The organism is Pseudolabrys sp., assembly GCF_050250095.1.
Taxonomy (GTDB): domain Bacteria; phylum Pseudomonadota; class Alphaproteobacteria; order Rhizobiales; family Xanthobacteraceae; genus Pseudolabrys.
In genome coordinates, this window is the sequence record NZ_JBFWPH010000002.1 from 473,674 (window position 1) to 489,311 (window position 15,638).

Here is a 15,638-nt window from a genome sequence, read left to right on the forward strand (position 1 = left end):
AAGTGGCCAGATTAGGAGGCGCTAAACCGCAAGGTCCGGCAGCGCGGAGAGACTGGTCACCACGCGTTCGGCCTTGCCGTATTCGTCCGGATTGCCGGCGCGGTTGATCCAGACCGGCTTGAAGCCGACATTGGCCGCGCCCATCACGTCCCAGCGGTTCGACGAGATAAAGGCGACCTCGTCGTGGCGGCACCGGAAGAAATTGATGACGAGGTCGTAGACCTCCGGGCGCGGCTTGAACATTTTCAGGGAGTCGATCGACAGCACGGCGTCGAGCAGATCGCCGAGGCCGGCGGCTTCGACCGCGCCCTTGAGCATCGCGGGAGATCCGTTCGACAGGATGCCGGTGCGGCAGCCCTTGTCGCGCAGGCGGCGCAGCGTGTCCTTGGCGTCCGGGAAGGCGCCGAGCTTGTAGTAGGCGTCCATCAGCTGCGGCTTCAGCCCCTTGTCCACCGAGGGAAAACGCGCCAGCGCGAAGTCGAGCGCCTGGCCGGTCAGCGCCCAGAAATCCTGGTATTGGCCGGACAGCGTCAGCGTCCAGGAATATTCGAGCTGCTTGGTGCGCCAGACCTCCGACATGCGGTCGGCGTCCGGCCCCACCTTGTCGCGATGCTTGCCGATGGCGGAATGGACATCGAACAGCGTGCCATAGGCGTCGAAGACGTAAATCGCGGCGGGCATTGTGATAGGCTCCCTCGAGAAGTCGCGGCAGTCTCGCAGATGACGTCAGGCCGTGCAAAGCGTGGACGTGGAGTGCGGTATGGCGAATGCGCAGAACTGGTCAACCACATGGACTTTTTATGACGGGGACTGGCACGAGGGAAACCTGCCGCTGTGGGGCGTGCGCACCCATGCGATCTGGCTCGGCTCCTCGGTGTTCGACGGCGCGCGCGCCTTCGAGGGCGTGACGCCGGACCTCGACCTGCATTGCGCGCGGGTCAACGCCTCGGCGAAGACGATGTTCCTGAAGCCCGTCGTCGCACCTGAGGAATGGATCGGCCTCGTGCGCGACGGCATCAAGCGTTTCCCCAAGGACACGCCGCTCTATATCCGGCCGATGTACTGGGCCGAGCGGGCAAGTCCGATGTCGCTGCCGCCGGACGCGGAGTCGACCCGCTGGTGTCTGTCGCTCTACGAGGTGCCGATGAAAAAGCCGGAAGGCTTTTCGCTGACGCTGTCACCGTTCAAGCGGCCGCTGCCGGAGACCGCGCCGGTCGACGCCAAGGCCGGCTGCCTTTATCCGAACAACGCGCGGGCGATGATGGAGGCGCGCTCACGCGGCTTCGACAACTGCATCGTCTGCGACGCGGTCGGCAATGTCGCGGAGCTGGCGAACTCCAACGTCTTCATGGCGAAGGACGGCGTGGTGTTCACCCCGATCCCGAACGGCACGTTCCTCAACGGCATCACCCGCCAGCGCACCATCAAGCTGATGCGCTCGGCCGGCATCGAGGTCGTCGAGACGGTGCTGAAATACAAGGACTTCGAGGAGGCCGACGAAATCTTCGCAAGCGGCAATGCCTCGAAGGTCGTCACCGTCAACCGGATCGGCGAGCGCTCATTGCAGCCGGGGCCGCTGTTCCGCAAGGCGCGCGAGCTTTACTGGGATTTCGCGCATTCGTAGCAGTTTATTTTTCTCCGCTCATTCCCGCGCAAGCGGGAATCCATTTTTTGGCTGGATCCCCGCTTTCGCGGGGATGAACGGAGGGTATGACGAAGGCTTTACGGCGGCGGCTGGGTGAGGATGGTCTTCACCTCGCGGCCGCGAATGTCGTAGACGCGCGCATAGGTGACGCCGGCGCGTTCGACCGTGGCGATCTCCGGCGCGTCGAGTTTGGCGCAGTAGAACTCGCCGAGCATCAGCGCGAAGTCGGCGCCCTTCGGATCCCAGGTCAGATCGTAGCCGTCGCCGAGCGCGACCCGCGCCGTCGGATGCGGGCCGCACACCGCGACTGTCCATCGCCGTCCCTGCGGCGGCGCTTCGCCGGTTGCCGCGAGCCTGCCGCGCAGCGCGTCGGCGGCCTGCTTCAGCGACAGGCCCCAATAGTCGATCATGTAATTCTTGCGCGCGCCGCGCTCGCTGCCGGCCAGCAGGTTGAAGTAGGTGTATTCGTACGGATGCAGCCGGATCATCGCGGCAAGCGGATCGAGGATCGCGGCCGCAAACAGAAGTGCGACCACGATGACCGCGTGGCGGCTGTGTCGGCGCGCCCGGTCGAGCAGCCACGGCACGGCGAGGCCGGCGAGCAGCGCAAGCGGCGGCACCGCGAACAGGAAATGGCGGATCCCGTTGTAGCCGGCGGGCCGGGTGATGACGGCAATCGCGATCGGCAGCACGGCGGCGACGAGCACGATCAGCAGGTTGGCCCGCGTCGTCTTGCCGTCGGTTTCGGTCTTCCCCGCGATGCGCCACAGCGCGAGCGCCGTACCGATGGCGACGAAGATCAGCAGCCCTTCCGGCAGCTTCAGCGCGAACAGGTGCGGCACATAGCTTGCCGGCATGTCGGGTACCGAAATCAGCCGGCCTTCGTAAAGCTCTTCCCACGGTTTCTCGAAAAAACTGGAGAAGTATTCGACGGCCTCGATCACATGGAGCGGGCTCAGCACCGACCACGGCCATAGCAGCCCCATGACGACGATGCCGAGCGGAAGCGCCGGCAGCAGCCGGAGGAAGAACGCAAGAAAATTCCGCCACGCGGTCTTGAGGCTTTCCCGCCGTGCGTCGCTCGCGAACAGGAACGCGACCGCGACGACGAAAGGAGCAGCGCTGACGACGGCGAGGATACGCGTGCCGAAGGCGACGCCGAGGCCGACGCCGAAAATCGCCACGGTGGGCCATGACGGTCTGGGGAATTCGTCGATGGCGCGCACGAAGGCGTAGAGCAGCGCCAGCGAGGCGACCGCGAAGGGCGCGTCCTTCGCGTTGATGAAGACGTGGCCGTAATAATGCGGCGTGAGGAGCAGCGCGACGAGGGCGGCAAGTCCCGTGAGAGGTCCGGCGACCGGTCCGCCGAGCCTGCGGCCGGTGCGCCAGATCAGGATGAAGCCGACGAGGCCGACCAGTGCGCCGGCGAGCCGCCGCGTCTCGAACAGCGTGAAGGGCAGCACCTTGGCGGCGAGCGCGGCCGCCATGTCGAAGCCGCCGCCATACATGTAGAGATTGACGAAGTGCAGCGCGCGGGTGTCGACGAAGCTCGAGTCATAGAGCGCGAGCAGCAGCGCGCCGTATTGCGAGTGGGTGTAGTCGTCCCAGCCAAGCCCGTAGTCGCGAAAGGTTGCGAGCGCGATCGCCGCGAAGCCCGCCAAAACGGCGAGCGCGACGCGATCGGCGAGGGTTGCTGCCGATCGCATCGCGCTGTCGTCCTTGATCGCTTGCCGGACCGGTTACTTGGTCGCGGCGGCGTAGAGTTCGGCGACGTAGTCCCAGTTGACCAGATGGTCGAGGAAGGCCTTCAGGTAGTCGGGACGGCGGTTGCGATAGTCGATGTAGTAGGAGTGCTCCCACACGTCGCAGCCGAGGATCGGGGTCGCGCCCTTGACCAGCGGGCTCTCGCCGTTCGGCGTCTTGTCGACGACGATCTTGCCGCCCTTGACCGCGAGCCAGCACCAGCCAGAACCGAACTGGGTTGCGCCGGCCTGGGCGAAGTCTTCCTTCATCTTGGCGACCGAGCCGAGATCCGAGGCGATCGCCTTTTCGAGCGCGCCCGGCAGCTTGTCGCCGCCGCCGTTCGGCTTCATCCAGTTCCAGAAATGCAGGTGGTTGTAGTGCTGACCGGCATTGTTGAAGACGGCCGGGTTCTTGCCGAACGAGCCCTTGACGATCTCTTCCAGCGACTTGCCTTCCCACTCGGTGCCCTTGAGGGCGTTGTTGCCGTTGTTGACGTAGGCGAGGTGATGCTTGTCGTGGTGATATTCGAGCGTCTCGCGCGACATGTAGGGCGCCAGCGCATCGTGGGAATAAGGCAGATCGGGCAGCTTGAACGACATGACGTTCTCCTCGCGCACGTTATGAAACTCCGGGCGGCGTCCGGTCTGCGCCGGAAAACCGCAATGAATGCATTTCATTAGGCCGGTGGCTGCGCCTCGGCAATGACTTCCGCGCCATCCGGCGCATATCGTTTCGCGCCGTCCGGCAGATGCGTCGTTTTTGCGCCATCCGGCGCGTTGCCGGCCTTGCCGCGGGGAACCTCGCGGACCGCAGGCCGCGCCCCGGTGCGGCAAATTCTCTTGGTTCCGGAACGGGTTCGGCGGAAGGCAACTGTCGGCGCGCAAGGTGCCGAGAATATGACAAATCAAATATTAATTCTTGCAGGCGAGAGTGGCTCCGGTAGAAATTCCCGCAAGGTCAAGGGGCTAGCCGGACAGCGGCCCGCAACTGGGGACGTTTGATGTCGGTGGTTTTGTATGTGTTGGGCGGCCTCGCCGTCATGGTTGGCGCAGCGCTGGTCGGCTTCGGGATTCCGATCAAGGAATTCGGCATCGGCAACACGCTGATCATGTCCGGCAGCGTGGTGTTCTCCGTGGGGCTCGTGCTGTTCGGTCTTGCCGCCGCGGTGGCGCGCCTGACGCGCCTGACCGACCTGATGGCGGCGCGCGGGCCCGTGCGCGATGCGCGCGGCGCCGATGCGTTCGAACGCCCGGCGTCAGCCGCGCCGGCTGGCGGCGAGGGGCGTATTCCGTTTCCGAGCCGGCCGAAAGCCAACGTGCCGCCGGTTGCCGAAGTGCGCGCGCCGGTCGCGCCGCCGCCGTTGCCGACAATGCCGGCGTCGATCCCGGCGGACGAGCACGCCTCCGACACCTCGCTCTCGCCGAGCCTCGCGCCGTCGCTGCGCAATCCGGATCTCGGCCTCGACGGACGCGACGAGCCGCCGGCCCGCAAGCCCGCGGTGAAGCCTGCCTCCGAGCGTGCCGCGCCGGCGCCGGAGATGAACCTGCCGCCGCCGCCGCCGCTGCCCTCGACCTTTGCGAAGCCGGCCGCGCCGCAGATGCCGCCGCCACCGCCGCCGCGCCCCGCGCCGGCGATGCGGCCGCCGCAGCCGAACTATTTCGACACCGTCTGGGGCGGCGACGCCAAACCGGGCGCGGCGCCCGAGGGCGACGACGAGACGTCCGAGTTCCGTCCGGTGCCGCGGTTCGAGGCGCCGGCCGATGTGCCGCCGCCGCCGATGGCGCCGTCGAAATCCGAAGCGCCGAAATTCGAGCCGCCCAAGTTCGAGCCACCCAAGTTCGAACCGCCCAAATTCGAACCGCCAAAGGCCGCTCCGCCGCCGCTGCCCGAACCGGCCAAGCCCGCCGGTGAGGAAATGCATGCCGCCGCGGTGCTGAAGTCCGGCGTGGTCGATGGCATGGCCTATACGCTTTATGTCGACGGCTCGATCGAAGCCGAATTGCCGGACGGCACGCTGCGCTTTGCCTCGATCAACGCGCTGCGCGAGCACCTGGAAAAGAGCGGCGGTTAGCCGCGGATCACGCTCTCGAGGCTGACGGCCGTCCGGCTCTCCGGGCGGCCGTTTTGCTTGGTGCGCGCATTTAGCCGGCAGATCGGCTATTGCGGCCGGCCAAGAAAAAGGACGTCCTTTTACAGAATTGGCGGCCCCCAAATCGTCAATTATTCTTGCAGAATACGAATCGGCCAGTAAAAATCCCGGCGTCTAGAGCTTTCAATATCGCGTTGCTTTCGTCTCTCAGCAGGCCTTCAGAGGACCGGACACCGGCGAACCGACCCATGAGCGACACGACCGCGACCAGCAATTTCATCGAGCTGACCGCCGAGATCGTCTCGGCCTATGTCAGCAACAACACGGTGTCGGCCACCGACATCCCGGCGCTGATCAATCAGGTGCACGCGGCGCTGACGCGCGTGAACGCCGGCGGCGTCGAAACCGGCAACGAGACGCTGAAGCCCGCGGTATCGGTGAAGAAGTCGATCACGCCGGAATACATCGTCTGTCTCGAGGACGGGAAGAAGTTCAAGTCGCTCAAGCGTCACCTGCGCACGCAGTACAACATGACGCCGGAGCAGTACCGCGAGAAATGGAACCTGCCGGCCGACTATCCGATGGTGGCGCCGAACTACGCGGCGGCGCGCTCGGAACTCGCCAAGCAGATGGGGCTGGGCCAGCAGCGCAGAAGGCGGGGCGGGAAGTAGGCGAGAAAGTTGAAGTGCAGCCGGTTGGCACCCTGCCATTTGATTGAGGCTGCCATAACAAAAACGCGCTTGTTCAAGCCGTGACATCTCCATATTGTTCCCTGTATGTTCATATTCTTAAACCTCGCGTTAACCATGCGGGTCGCACCACTGTTGATAGGTTCCGAATCGGAAATTCGGCTGAATTTGGGGATATTTCAATGGCGATAGATGTTGGCGACATCATTGGTGTTGGGTGCCAAGTGCAGCCTGGTCCCTTTTCAGAAGAGCGTGTTGTCACGATCGAAACAGTTCATGGGTTGATTTCTGGGTTTGTTCGTGAATCTGAACTTAAAGAGGCCAAGCGAGGCGAGTGGATGGTACGTGCGGAGGTGCGCGCTGTTCGCGGCGAAGAATTGGAAGTGCTTATTCAGGGATCGTTTTTCACAACGAATGGGGTGGCCAGCGTGCCAAAGCGTTTGGCGATGGCAGCTTAGCCAAATGGGGAATGATACTTTCTCGGCCCGAAATACAAGCGGCTGTTGATCGCGGCGAAGTAAAGTTTGATCCGCCGCTTGAAGATCGTCAGTGGGGCGAAGCGTCCGTAGACCTTCGTCTTGGTCTTGATTTTACCAAGCTGAAAAAAGCTGACGGCTTAACCGTTTCGATGGCGCAGGGAATAGGGACAATCGCAGAATCAGGCCTTTGGCAGCAAAGGACGCTTAATACTCAGGATACCTTCGGTAAGCGAGAGACATTTGTTTTAGAGCCGAATGAGTTTATTCTTGCGCTGACTTACGAACGAATTTGGATGCCACGCAATCTCATCGCAATGGTCGAGGGGCGCAGCACTTACGCGCGCGTTGGATTGTCTATGCATCAGACTGCCCCATGGATTCAGCCTGGATGGAATGGTCAGATCACGCTTGAGATTAGAAACAGCGGGCCTTTAAAAATCGAACTCACGCCACTTCTCGACATGCCTTGCCAATTGACGTTCTTTCAGTTGAGCAGCGAACTTGCCGAAGCTGCGGCTTACGGATCGCGGTCCGGCGACATATTCCAAAATCAAAGTGCGGCCCTGCCCCGAGGGTGATTTCGGATAATAGTCCTATTCTTGTGGACAACTGCGCGTACCAGAAGTAGTCCCGCGACAATTTCATTAGTTTTGGCAATAGGCTAGCGGGTGCATCCTGCGCGATGACGGGCGGCTAGCAATCGGCCTTCGAATTAGGTAAATAATCCTAATTCGCAAGGAGGTTGCCGATGTCGGGTGTGGAGAGGCGCGTTGCGCCGGGAATGCTGATGCCGAAAGCGGCGTCGGAACGGTCGAACAAATCCGCTGCGTTGCCACTGCCGCCGCGCCCGGAGATCAACCCGCAGCGCGCGCGGCATCTGCGCGCCGCCGAGCGCGTGATCGATACCGAATTCGGCCGCGCCACCGTGACGGTCGACGAGGCCGAAAGCCCGCTGGCCTGGCTGGCGCGCCGCCGCGGCCGCGACGGCCGCGCGCTGATCGAGACGCATCAGTTGCAGGCCGGCGAACGGCTGCGCGCCGATTTCACCCGCGCCCACATGATGCCGCGCACCACCTCGAACTGGACGAACCCGGTGGCGAACGGCCGTGGCGGCGCTGGCGCGGGCCACTTCACCGACGTGATGATCGCGGCGCGCCAGCGCGTGCGCCAGGCGCTCGACGCCGCCGGGCCGGAATTCGCCGGGCTGCTGGTCGACGTCTGCTGTTTTCTGAAAGGTCTCGAGGACATCGAGCGCGAGCGCGGATGGCCGGCGCGCTCCGCCAAAATCGTGCTGCAACTGGCGCTCGACCGTCTCGCGCGGCATTACGGCTTTCTGTCCGTCGCGCGTGGCGCGGCGCACGCCGAGGTGCGCACCTGGCTCGCGCCGGGCGCGGAACTTTCCGTGGATTCGGTGTAGCTAGGCGGCCGGCTGCAGCGCCGCGCGGGCGTCGGCCTGGATGCGCTCGACCATCGAGCGCAGCCCGTTCGAGCGCTGCGGCGTCAGGTTTTCGCGCAGGCCCATGCGGTCGAACGCCGCGAGCGCGTCGGTATCGAGGATCTGTTTCGCCGGCTTGCCGGAGTAAAGCGCAAACAGGATGGCGATCAGCCCGCGCACGATATGCGCGTCGCTGTCGCCCTCGAAGGACAGCGACGGCCCCGCCGCGCCGTCCGGCGCGACATGCGTGACGAGCCAGACCTGGCTGGCGCAGCCGCGCACTTTATTGGCTTCGTTGCGCTGGCTGTCCGGAAAGTCCGGCAGCATGCGGCCAAGCTCGATGACGTAGCGGTAGCGGTCGTCCCACTCGTCGAGCAGCTCGAAATTGGCGGCGATGTCTTCGAAACTCGTCATCGCCGGCAATATAGGCACTTCGCGCGGCGGCGCCACAGACTTTGCTTAAGCTGCTGATGGTCGTTCCGGGACGGTCCGCAGGGCGGCCCGGAATCCAGATGTAATCCCGATGCGTGTTGCTGGAATCCGGGTTCCGACCTGTCGGTCGGCCCCGCAATGACGTCTGAAGGTGGATCAGACCGACGGGCGCGCGGCGCGGCGCGGCGGCAGCGGGACATGTGCCTGCGCCGGCCCGTGCCACGGCGCGCTCAGGTCGCTCGCCGTCAGCGTGCCGCGCTCGGCGACCGGCACCGGCTTCATGGCGCGCGCTGGCCGTGCCGAGGTCGAGGCCGTGGTCAGCGAGCGGTCGGCCGGAACGGTCGCCGGCGCACCCGGCACGCTCGCGGGCTCCGCGCCATCGCTCATGCGGTTGGTGACGAATTCGATGATGGTGCGGGCGCCGGCTTCCGCCTTGTGGCCGAGCGCGACGGCGATCTTGCCACCGGCGACGCAGGCGTCCGGTTGGCGGTCGCAGAACCCGCGCATGTCGGTGACGGCGGCGCTCGCGGCGGTGACCGCAGTCGCCGGGTCGATCCTGGCCTCGGTGGTCTTCGGCCCGCTGCCCGGCAGCAGGACGCAAACGACGCACAGCCAGAACGCCATTCGCAGCAAGAAAAACATGACCCTACCCATCTTGTCCCCGGCAGCTTTGCGCCGCCTTTGAAACAAAACTAGCAGATGCGCCTGAAGGCGTCGTTGTGGGCCACGCGAGGATTTGCCGAAAATGCGCGGCGAATTTTCGTAAAGTTTGAAACATCGGCATTTGTCTAAAATTTGAACGATCTCGCGGAAGCCGTGAGACCGCGCGGTTTTCCGCGGCGCTGCGCGGGCGCGGCAACCAAGCGTTCACCATGTGGGCGCAACACAAACTTCACCATCCCCGATGAATGGCGGCCGTAAAGCCCGCAGAATCGGCGCAACTGGGGCGCGCAGGCGGCGCGATTCAGTTTTCCTTTAAGCGGGCGAACCTAGAGTGCCGCCCACAAAGAAGGGGCGCGCCGGGTGTTTCAAACCGGGCGCGGACAGGGACGGTGAGCGTATTCACGCCGGTGTGGTCTTACGTCGACGGGCTCGTGCATCCGAGCGCGCAGCGCGACGCGCTGACCGCCGCCCGTCACCGCGCCTTCATCGCGCCGCGTCTGCTCGGCAGCTTCGCGGCGCTCGCGACCTTCCCGATCTATCTGTTCTTCCGCGGCATGCCGAGCGCGCTCGAGGTCGGCGTGTTCGCCTGGCTGGTCGCGCCGATCACCATCTCCTATTTCCTGTCGCGCACCGGCCGGTATGAGCGCGCGCATGTTCTCTCGGCGCTGGCGCTGACCGGCCTCGTCACGGTGGTCGCCTGGCAGACCGGCGGCATCGCCTCGTTCGCGGCGATCTGGCTGGTGGTGGTGCCGCTCGAAGCCGCGTTGTCGGCCTCGCGCCGCGTGGTGGCGCTCGCTTCGACGATCGCGCTGGTCGCCGCCGGCCTGCTGCTGGTCCTGAGCGCGACAAGCCTGCTGCCGCCGCCGGCAGCGGAGGCCAGCGAAGCCGGCGCGCTCGCCGCGCTCGGCATCACCTCGGCCGCGCTCTACGCGACCGGCCTCGCGCTCGGCGCTGAATCGCTCGCGCGCACCAGTTTCTGGCTGCTCTATGCGGAGGAAGACCGCTACCGCCTGCTCGCGCGCAACATGACCGACGTGATCACGCGGCATGGCCGCGGCGGCGTCGTGCTGTTTGCCTCGCCGGCGGCGGAAACGCTGTTCGGCGCGAGCCCCGACGATCTCGCCGGCCACGGCCTGTTCGACCGCGTTCACGTCGCCGACCGGCCGGCTTATCTGTCCGCGCTGTCGGCCGCGGCGGCGAACGGCGAATCCTCCTCGGTCGAATTCCGCGTGCGCCGTGACGGCGGCGCCGATTACATGTGGCTGGAAATGCGCTGCCGTCCGCTCGATGCGGCCGGCGCCGCGGCGGACCACGAGCAGCGCGAGGTCGTCGCGGTGCTGCGCGACGTCAGCGAGCGCAAGGCGCAGGAGGCCGCGCTCGAGGAGGCGCGCACTGAGGCCGAACGGGCTCATGCCGGCAAGAGCCGCTTCCTCGCCACCATGAGCCACGAATTGCGCACGCCGCTCAACGCCATCATCGGCTTCTCCGAAATGATGACCGACAGCGCGATCGTGCTCGAGCCGGAACGCCGCCACGAATATGCGCGGCTCATCAACGAATCCGGCCGGCATCTTTTGTCGGTCGTCAACGGCATCCTCGACATGTCGAAGATGGAAGCCGGCTCCTTCGAGATCACGCCGGAGCCGTTTGCGCCGGGGCCGGCCATCGTGAGCTGCTGCGACATTCTCGCGCTGAAGGCGCAGGAGGCCGGCATCGCGCTCCGCACCGCGCTCGCCAGCGACCTGCCCGAACTGCAGGCCGACCGCCGCGCGCTCAACCAGATCCTCATCAATCTCATCTCCAACGCCGTCAAGTTCACCGAACGCGGCGGCGCGGTGACGGTCAGCGCGCGCCGCGACGGTCACGACCTGCTGATCATGGTGACGGACACCGGCGTCGGCATCGGCGAGGACGACCTGCCGCGGCTCGGCGAGGCGTTCTTCCAGGCGCGCGCGTCCTACGACCGCCGCCACGACGGCACCGGCCTCGGCCTGTCCATTGTGAAGGGCTTGGTGCGGCTGCACGGTGGCCGCATGGAGATCAAGAGCAAGCTCGGCGAGGGCACCAGCGTCTCGGTCCGGCTGCCGCTGGTCGCCGAGGGCCGGCAGGCTGCCGCGAGCCCGATCCATTTTGCGCGGCGAACCGCCGTCACAGAAACGCCGGCGGCAATCGACCGGCCCGAAACGACCGAACAGGTGAAGAAAAGTGCTTAGGCGTCAACAGAAGTCACGCGCGATTGCCATTGACGGCAGCCGCGAATCCGGGTTCATCGCGCGCAATCCGCGCGAGAGCGTCGCGTTGCTGGTCGCAAGCGGCGCGACGCTCTGGATTCTCGTCAATGCGCTGTTCATGCAGGCGGGGCCGCACCCCGCGCCGCTGTTCTCGACGCGCAAGGGTGCAGCCATCGTCGCGCCACCGGCCGCGATGCCCGCTGGCGGCATCGTGCCGGTCGCGCTGCCGCCGTCGCGCAACGATCCGATCGCGGCGCTGATCGCGCCGTCGAAACAGCTGATGGCGATCCAGCGTGCGCTGTCGGATTTCGGCTATGGCCAGATCCGGCCCGACGGGCTTTACGGCCCGGAAACGCGCGACGCCATCATGCGCTTCGAGCGCCAGCAGAAAATGCCGGTGACCGGTCAGGTGTCCGACCGGCTGGTCAAGGCGCTCGCCACCATGACCGGGGCCTCGCTGAACTGAGCGTTCATCGGCAACCGCAAATATGATAAAGGCCGCGTCGGTTACGCGGCCTTTTGCTTGTTCGGGAGCGGATGAGACGATGCGTCTGAAGTCAGCGATCTGGGTCTCCGCCTATGTGCGCCGCTGCAACATCGAGGGCGTGTTCGCAGCGGTGCGCCGCCGAGGCGCGGAGGAAGCGGGCGCGATCTTCATCAAGGTCAGCCGTCTCGACGGCACCGCGACGCTGTACGGTCCAGCGCCTCAGACCGCGTTCGACGACGACCGGCCCGGCGACCGCGCCTTCATCGTCTGCGTCGGGCGTGACGCGCCCGCGCCGGAGGCCGACTGCGAGGCCTATCTCGTCAAGGAAATGAAATTCGATCCCGACGTCTGGATTATCGAGACCGAGGACCGCGCAGGGCGGAACTTCTTGGACTTGGTGACGGGGTAACTTTTGTTCCGTTCATCCCCGCGAAAGCGGGGATCCATGCAACAGATCGAAGTCCGAAATTTTGGCATGGATTCTCGCTTTCGCGGGAATGAGCGGAGTTTGATGTTGGCTCAGCGCCCCGTGCCGCGAAACCGCTCGGTGAGCGGCGCACCACGGCGGACCGGAGCCTGACGCTGGCCGGGTGTGGCGCTGGTGCGTGCCGACGAGGTTTCGTCGTCGTAGTATTGCGGCTGGTGCGCGGCGGCGCGGCGCTGGCCGGCATCGCGGAAGCTGTCCACGAGATGCGCGCAAGCGCCGGCGCCGATGTCGTGGAACAGCGTGTTGAGCCGGTACACGGTTTCCGCCGACTGGCCGATCTTGGGATTGAGGAACATCAGGACGCGCTGCAGCGTCTCGCTGCGCATGCCGAGCGCCTTGGCCACGACGACGATCGGCTCGCCGGTCGCGTCGTTGGTGATCATTTCGGCAACCGAGACGCCGATCGACAATCCGCGCTCGATGACGCTCGCGAACTCGCGGGCGTTGCGCTGAAGCGCGGCGGCTTCGAGCCGGCGTGCGACGTCGCCGGCATCGGGCCGCGCGACGAAGGCGGCGGCCGCCTTGCGCTCGCCGAGATGGAGCAGGATCGAGCGGCGCTCGTCCGGCGCGGCCTTGAAGAACATCACCGCGAGTTCATTGGCGGCCGGCGCGGGCTTTGCCTGGACCGCCGGCGCGACGGCGGCTTCCACGGCCGGTCGGGCGGCGGCGGGCATGACCGGACCGGAGAGCTCCGGCAGGTGCGGCAGCGCGCCGAAATCGACGAGCCGCTGTAGCAGGACGGCAGGCGCGGCCGGATAGGCGGCAAGCCGCGCGGCGACCAGGCTGCGGGTCGAGGGATCGACCACCTCGATCAGGTGGCTCGCCAGCTCGACGAACTGCGCGGCCTCGGCCGGCGAATGGGTCGGTTTCTGGATGTAGAGGTCGGTCAGGACGCGCAGCAGCGTCTGGCGCACATCGATGCCGGTGCGCGAAGCAAGATCGACGAGGTTGTCGAGACAGACGGAGGCGGGGAGTTTGGGGACGCTCATACGCGGAACCTTTCACCCTCAATATTAGACGTTTCGCTTTAACAGGCCGTTAACCTTGCGAACGCTTTAATCGTCCCGAGGCTACGGTTCGGCCGATCGACAAGGGTGTCCTGCGTCAGGCCGGATCGAGGGGGACTGCATATGGGTGAAGTGATTCGCTTTCCCGAAGACGCGGGTTCGGCGCGCGGCCGATACATCGACGCGAGCAGTGAACCGGCGACCGTGATCATCCTTCCGGTGATCCGCATCGAGCGTGGTGCGGGCGACACCGGCGAACAGAAGCCGCAACAGCGCAACGGCAAACGCCGCCGCCGCCGCGCTTCGCGCTGAACGGAATTCCATGACGGATTGTCGCCCGAGCGGTCGCCGCCTGCGTCGGGCCAATCGCGTCGCCGCTATCGCGGCGGCGATGTTGTTTGCCGGCCTTCTCGGCGCTTGCAGCACGCAGGGCGATTTCGGCGAGGTGCGGCCGATGCTGGTGAGCGACGGCATCCATGACTGGATGTCGCCGGCCGCAACCGGCAAGCCGGCCTCGCAATTCGAACTAACCGACGACGAGCGCCTGCTGCGCGATCTCGGCTACCCGCTGATCGAGCCGCCTTACGACCGCAAGCAGTGGTACAGCGTGCTCAACGAATACGGCCACAACGCCGCCGCCTATCGCGTCGGCATGACGCCGGTGCAGTATGCCAACAGCATCCTGTCGCCGCGCTATCGCTCGCCGGCGGGCCGTTACGGCAAGTTGATCGAGGACGTGCGCAACGACATCACGAGGATGCCGCCGTTCTTCGACGTCGCGGGCCGGGTGCTCAGCATCGACATCAAACGGCAGCAGGCGATGGCCTATGTGCAGGGCCTGTCACCGGCGGAGCGCGGCAACGCGCTGCGGCGAATCCGGGAAAACGCGGCGATCGTGCGATGGACGCAAACCTCGCTGGTGCAGCGCTGCGCCGCTTACCGCTTCACGCTGGGTCGTCTGGTGATCGCAACGCCATCGCCGCAGGCCGCCGAAGCCGACCGCCTGATCGGACAATGCGAGGTCGAGGTCGGCCGCTATCGCATCGGTCCGCCGCCGGTCTCGAAGACCGAGCGCGTCGCGGCCATCCGGTAAATCCCGAAGGCTAAATCAGCGCGAGGGCTGCGTCCGCGGCTCCGGCGCGCAGCGCGCGGTTCCGACCGTGGCGCGCACCGCCGGCATCAGGCCCGGCTCGGGCGCGAGCGCGCGCAGCGCGATCAGGCCTGTGGTGGTCGGAGATTCCACGATCAGCCGGTCGGCCGATGTGATGTCCTCGTCCTCCGGCAATTCGGCGCGCTGGTCGGTCGTCATCAATTCGAGTTCGATGGTGCGGCGGCCGGCGGCGCGGTCGTTGATCGCGTAATAGGCGATGTCGCGGCGCGTGTAGAACGTCACCGAGGTATAGGCGAGGCTGACCGGGGCGACGAACTTCAGCGGTCCGTTCGACAGATCGTAACGGCACACGGCGCTTGCGAAGGCCGGGTCCATGAACGGCATCAGGGCTTCGCTGGCTGCGTTCTCCGGCAACACCGTCATGGTGTTGACCGGCGCAAGCGGCGTCAGCCGCGCATAGGCGTCGCGCGTCGCGGTCAGCGGCAGCAGGATGATCGTCGACAGATGCACGATGGCGCCGAGCACCAGGCCGACCAGCAGGATCATCAGCCAGCGGATCATCGGCAATCCCCGGTCGCGATCGCGGGCATCGGCACTTCGCGGCCGGCCTTGGTCGATACGCCGACGGGCGTGTCGTAAAGCTGCAGCACGAGCACATAGCGCTCGATGCCGCCGGTCGGCAGCCAGTTGCCGGCATGGGCGCGCGGCGTCACCGCGATTTCGAAGGTGCCGTCGGCGTGGCGCACGATTTCCTGGCTGGTGAAGCCGGGCCGGTTGAGCGAATTGGCGGCGAGGCTGCCACTCGTGCTGTAGAGCGTCAGCGTCCAGAACCGCGCCTGCGGCGTGATGCCGGACACCGTGACGTCGCAGCGGCCGTCGAGCGGCTTGCCCTTGTCATCGTGATCGGCGGTGAAGGACACGCCGTCGCCGACGCCGGTGACGAGCCGGCCGGTGCGCGCGATCGCGGCGCGGGCGTAAGGATCGGCGTCGATGGTGCCGGTCTTGGGGAACGCGGTCCAGCTTCCGATCGTCAGCGCGCCGAAGGCCGCGCCGCGCGTGAGCGCGAGATAGGTCGCGCCAAGGCCGACAAGCGTGGCGATCAGAAAGGCCAGCAGTGATCCGGTGAGCAGCCGCACAGAG

Annotated in this window: 19 protein-coding genes; 11 read left to right on the forward strand and 8 right to left on the reverse strand. The window is 65.9% G+C overall.

Going from position 1 to position 15,638, the window contains the following annotated elements:
* Positions 1–21: 21 nt before the first annotated feature.
* Positions 22–681, reverse strand: coding sequence for a haloacid dehalogenase type II (locus AB7F10_RS07495; protein WP_428559043.1), 660 nt, complete (start codon positions 679–681; stop codon positions 22–24).
* A 79-nt stretch (positions 682–760) separates the two neighbouring features.
* Here AB7F10_RS07495 and AB7F10_RS07500 point away from each other — a divergent pair, with 79 nt between their 5' ends.
* Positions 761–1,624: a branched-chain amino acid aminotransferase gene (locus tag AB7F10_RS07500; RefSeq protein WP_428559041.1), complete on the forward strand. Its 864-nt coding sequence runs from the start codon at positions 761–763 to the stop codon at positions 1,622–1,624.
* A 98-nt stretch (positions 1,625–1,722) separates the two neighbouring features.
* Here AB7F10_RS07500 and AB7F10_RS07505 read toward each other — a convergent pair whose 3' ends face one another.
* Together AB7F10_RS07505 and AB7F10_RS07510 are read right to left on the reverse strand one after the other, a co-directional pair.
* Positions 1,723–3,351, reverse strand: a complete 1,629-nt coding sequence (locus tag AB7F10_RS07505) for an ArnT family glycosyltransferase (RefSeq protein ID WP_428559039.1) — start codon at positions 3,349–3,351, stop codon at positions 1,723–1,725.
* A gap of 33 nt (positions 3,352–3,384) precedes the next feature.
* Complete coding sequence (locus tag AB7F10_RS07510; RefSeq protein ID WP_428559036.1) at positions 3,385–3,987, reverse strand: superoxide dismutase; 603 nt, start codon at positions 3,985–3,987, stop codon at positions 3,385–3,387.
* A 401-nt stretch (positions 3,988–4,388) separates the two neighbouring features.
* Here AB7F10_RS07510 and AB7F10_RS07515 point away from each other — a divergent pair, with 401 nt between their 5' ends.
* From AB7F10_RS07515 to AB7F10_RS07535, 5 genes are all read left to right on the forward strand, one after another.
* The gene (locus AB7F10_RS07515) at positions 4,389–5,459 is read left to right on the forward strand and encodes a hypothetical protein (RefSeq protein ID WP_428559033.1); all 1,071 of its coding nucleotides are present in this window, start codon (positions 4,389–4,391) and stop codon (positions 5,457–5,459) included.
* Positions 5,460–5,725: 266 nt separating this feature from the next.
* Positions 5,726–6,148, forward strand: coding sequence for a MucR family transcriptional regulator (locus AB7F10_RS07520; RefSeq protein WP_428559030.1), 423 nt, complete (start codon positions 5,726–5,728; stop codon positions 6,146–6,148).
* A gap of 200 nt (positions 6,149–6,348) precedes the next feature.
* Positions 6,349–6,624 carry a hypothetical protein gene (locus tag AB7F10_RS07525; RefSeq protein WP_428559027.1) on the forward strand — a complete coding sequence of 92 codons (276 nt, stop codon included), beginning with the start codon at positions 6,349–6,351 and terminating at the stop codon, positions 6,622–6,624.
* A gap of 11 nt (positions 6,625–6,635) precedes the next feature.
* Complete coding sequence (dcd, locus tag AB7F10_RS07530; RefSeq protein ID WP_428559024.1) at positions 6,636–7,223, forward strand: dCTP deaminase; 588 nt, start codon at positions 6,636–6,638, stop codon at positions 7,221–7,223.
* Between the two features lie 170 nt (positions 7,224–7,393).
* Positions 7,394–8,062, forward strand: coding sequence for a DUF6456 domain-containing protein (locus AB7F10_RS07535; RefSeq protein ID WP_428559022.1), 669 nt, complete (start codon positions 7,394–7,396; stop codon positions 8,060–8,062).
* Here the strand turns inward: AB7F10_RS07535 and AB7F10_RS07540 are convergent, their stop codons facing one another.
* Entirely contained in the window at positions 8,063–8,494 is a 432-nt protein-coding gene (locus tag AB7F10_RS07540) for a SufE family protein (RefSeq protein WP_428559020.1), read from the reverse strand. It lies immediately after the preceding gene.
* Positions 8,495–8,668: 174 nt separating this feature from the next.
* Positions 8,669–9,154, reverse strand: a complete 486-nt coding sequence (locus AB7F10_RS07545; RefSeq protein ID WP_428559018.1) for a DUF5330 domain-containing protein — start codon at positions 9,152–9,154, stop codon at positions 8,669–8,671.
* A gap of 410 nt (positions 9,155–9,564) precedes the next feature.
* Here AB7F10_RS07545 and AB7F10_RS07550 point away from each other — a divergent pair, with 410 nt between their 5' ends.
* The 3 genes from AB7F10_RS07550 to AB7F10_RS07560 all read left to right on the forward strand — a co-directional run bounded on the left by AB7F10_RS07550 (position 9,565) and on the right by AB7F10_RS07560 (position 12,302).
* The gene (locus AB7F10_RS07550; RefSeq protein ID WP_428559016.1) at positions 9,565–11,388 is read left to right on the forward strand and encodes a PAS domain-containing sensor histidine kinase; all 1,824 of its coding nucleotides are present in this window, start codon (positions 9,565–9,567) and stop codon (positions 11,386–11,388) included.
* Positions 11,381–11,872: a peptidoglycan-binding domain-containing protein gene (locus tag AB7F10_RS07555; protein ID WP_428559014.1), complete on the forward strand. Its 492-nt coding sequence runs from the start codon at positions 11,381–11,383 to the stop codon at positions 11,870–11,872. Before AB7F10_RS07550 ends, AB7F10_RS07555 begins: the two co-directional genes overlap by 8 nt.
* A 79-nt stretch (positions 11,873–11,951) precedes the next feature.
* Positions 11,952–12,302 carry a DUF1491 family protein gene (locus AB7F10_RS07560; protein ID WP_428559012.1) on the forward strand — a complete coding sequence of 117 codons (351 nt, stop codon included), beginning with the start codon at positions 11,952–11,954 and terminating at the stop codon, positions 12,300–12,302.
* A 110-nt stretch (positions 12,303–12,412) separates the two neighbouring features.
* On the opposite strand, the gene AB7F10_RS07565 is transcribed toward AB7F10_RS07560, so the two are convergent.
* Complete coding sequence (locus AB7F10_RS07565; RefSeq protein ID WP_428559009.1) at positions 12,413–13,369, reverse strand: hypothetical protein; 957 nt, start codon at positions 13,367–13,369, stop codon at positions 12,413–12,415.
* 141 nt (positions 13,370–13,510) lie between these two features.
* Between AB7F10_RS07565 and AB7F10_RS07570 the strand changes: the two genes are divergently transcribed.
* Both AB7F10_RS07570 and AB7F10_RS07575 read left to right on the forward strand, forming a co-directional pair.
* Positions 13,511–13,699: a hypothetical protein gene (locus AB7F10_RS07570; protein ID WP_428559007.1), complete on the forward strand. Its 189-nt coding sequence runs from the start codon at positions 13,511–13,513 to the stop codon at positions 13,697–13,699.
* Positions 13,700–13,709: 10 nt separating this feature from the next.
* Positions 13,710–14,480, forward strand: coding sequence for a hypothetical protein (locus AB7F10_RS07575; protein ID WP_428559004.1), 771 nt, complete (start codon positions 13,710–13,712; stop codon positions 14,478–14,480).
* A gap of 15 nt (positions 14,481–14,495) precedes the next feature.
* Here the strand turns inward: AB7F10_RS07575 and AB7F10_RS07580 are convergent, their stop codons facing one another.
* Together AB7F10_RS07580 and AB7F10_RS07585 are read right to left on the reverse strand one after the other, a co-directional pair.
* Positions 14,496–15,059, reverse strand: coding sequence for a DUF1254 domain-containing protein (locus tag AB7F10_RS07580; RefSeq protein ID WP_428559002.1), 564 nt, complete (start codon positions 15,057–15,059; stop codon positions 14,496–14,498).
* On the reverse strand, positions 15,056–15,634 hold the full coding sequence (locus AB7F10_RS07585) for a DUF1214 domain-containing protein (RefSeq protein WP_428559000.1): 579 nt from the start codon (positions 15,632–15,634) through the stop codon (positions 15,056–15,058). Before AB7F10_RS07585 ends, AB7F10_RS07580 begins: the two co-directional genes overlap by 4 nt.
* Positions 15,635–15,638: the final 4 nt, after the last annotated feature.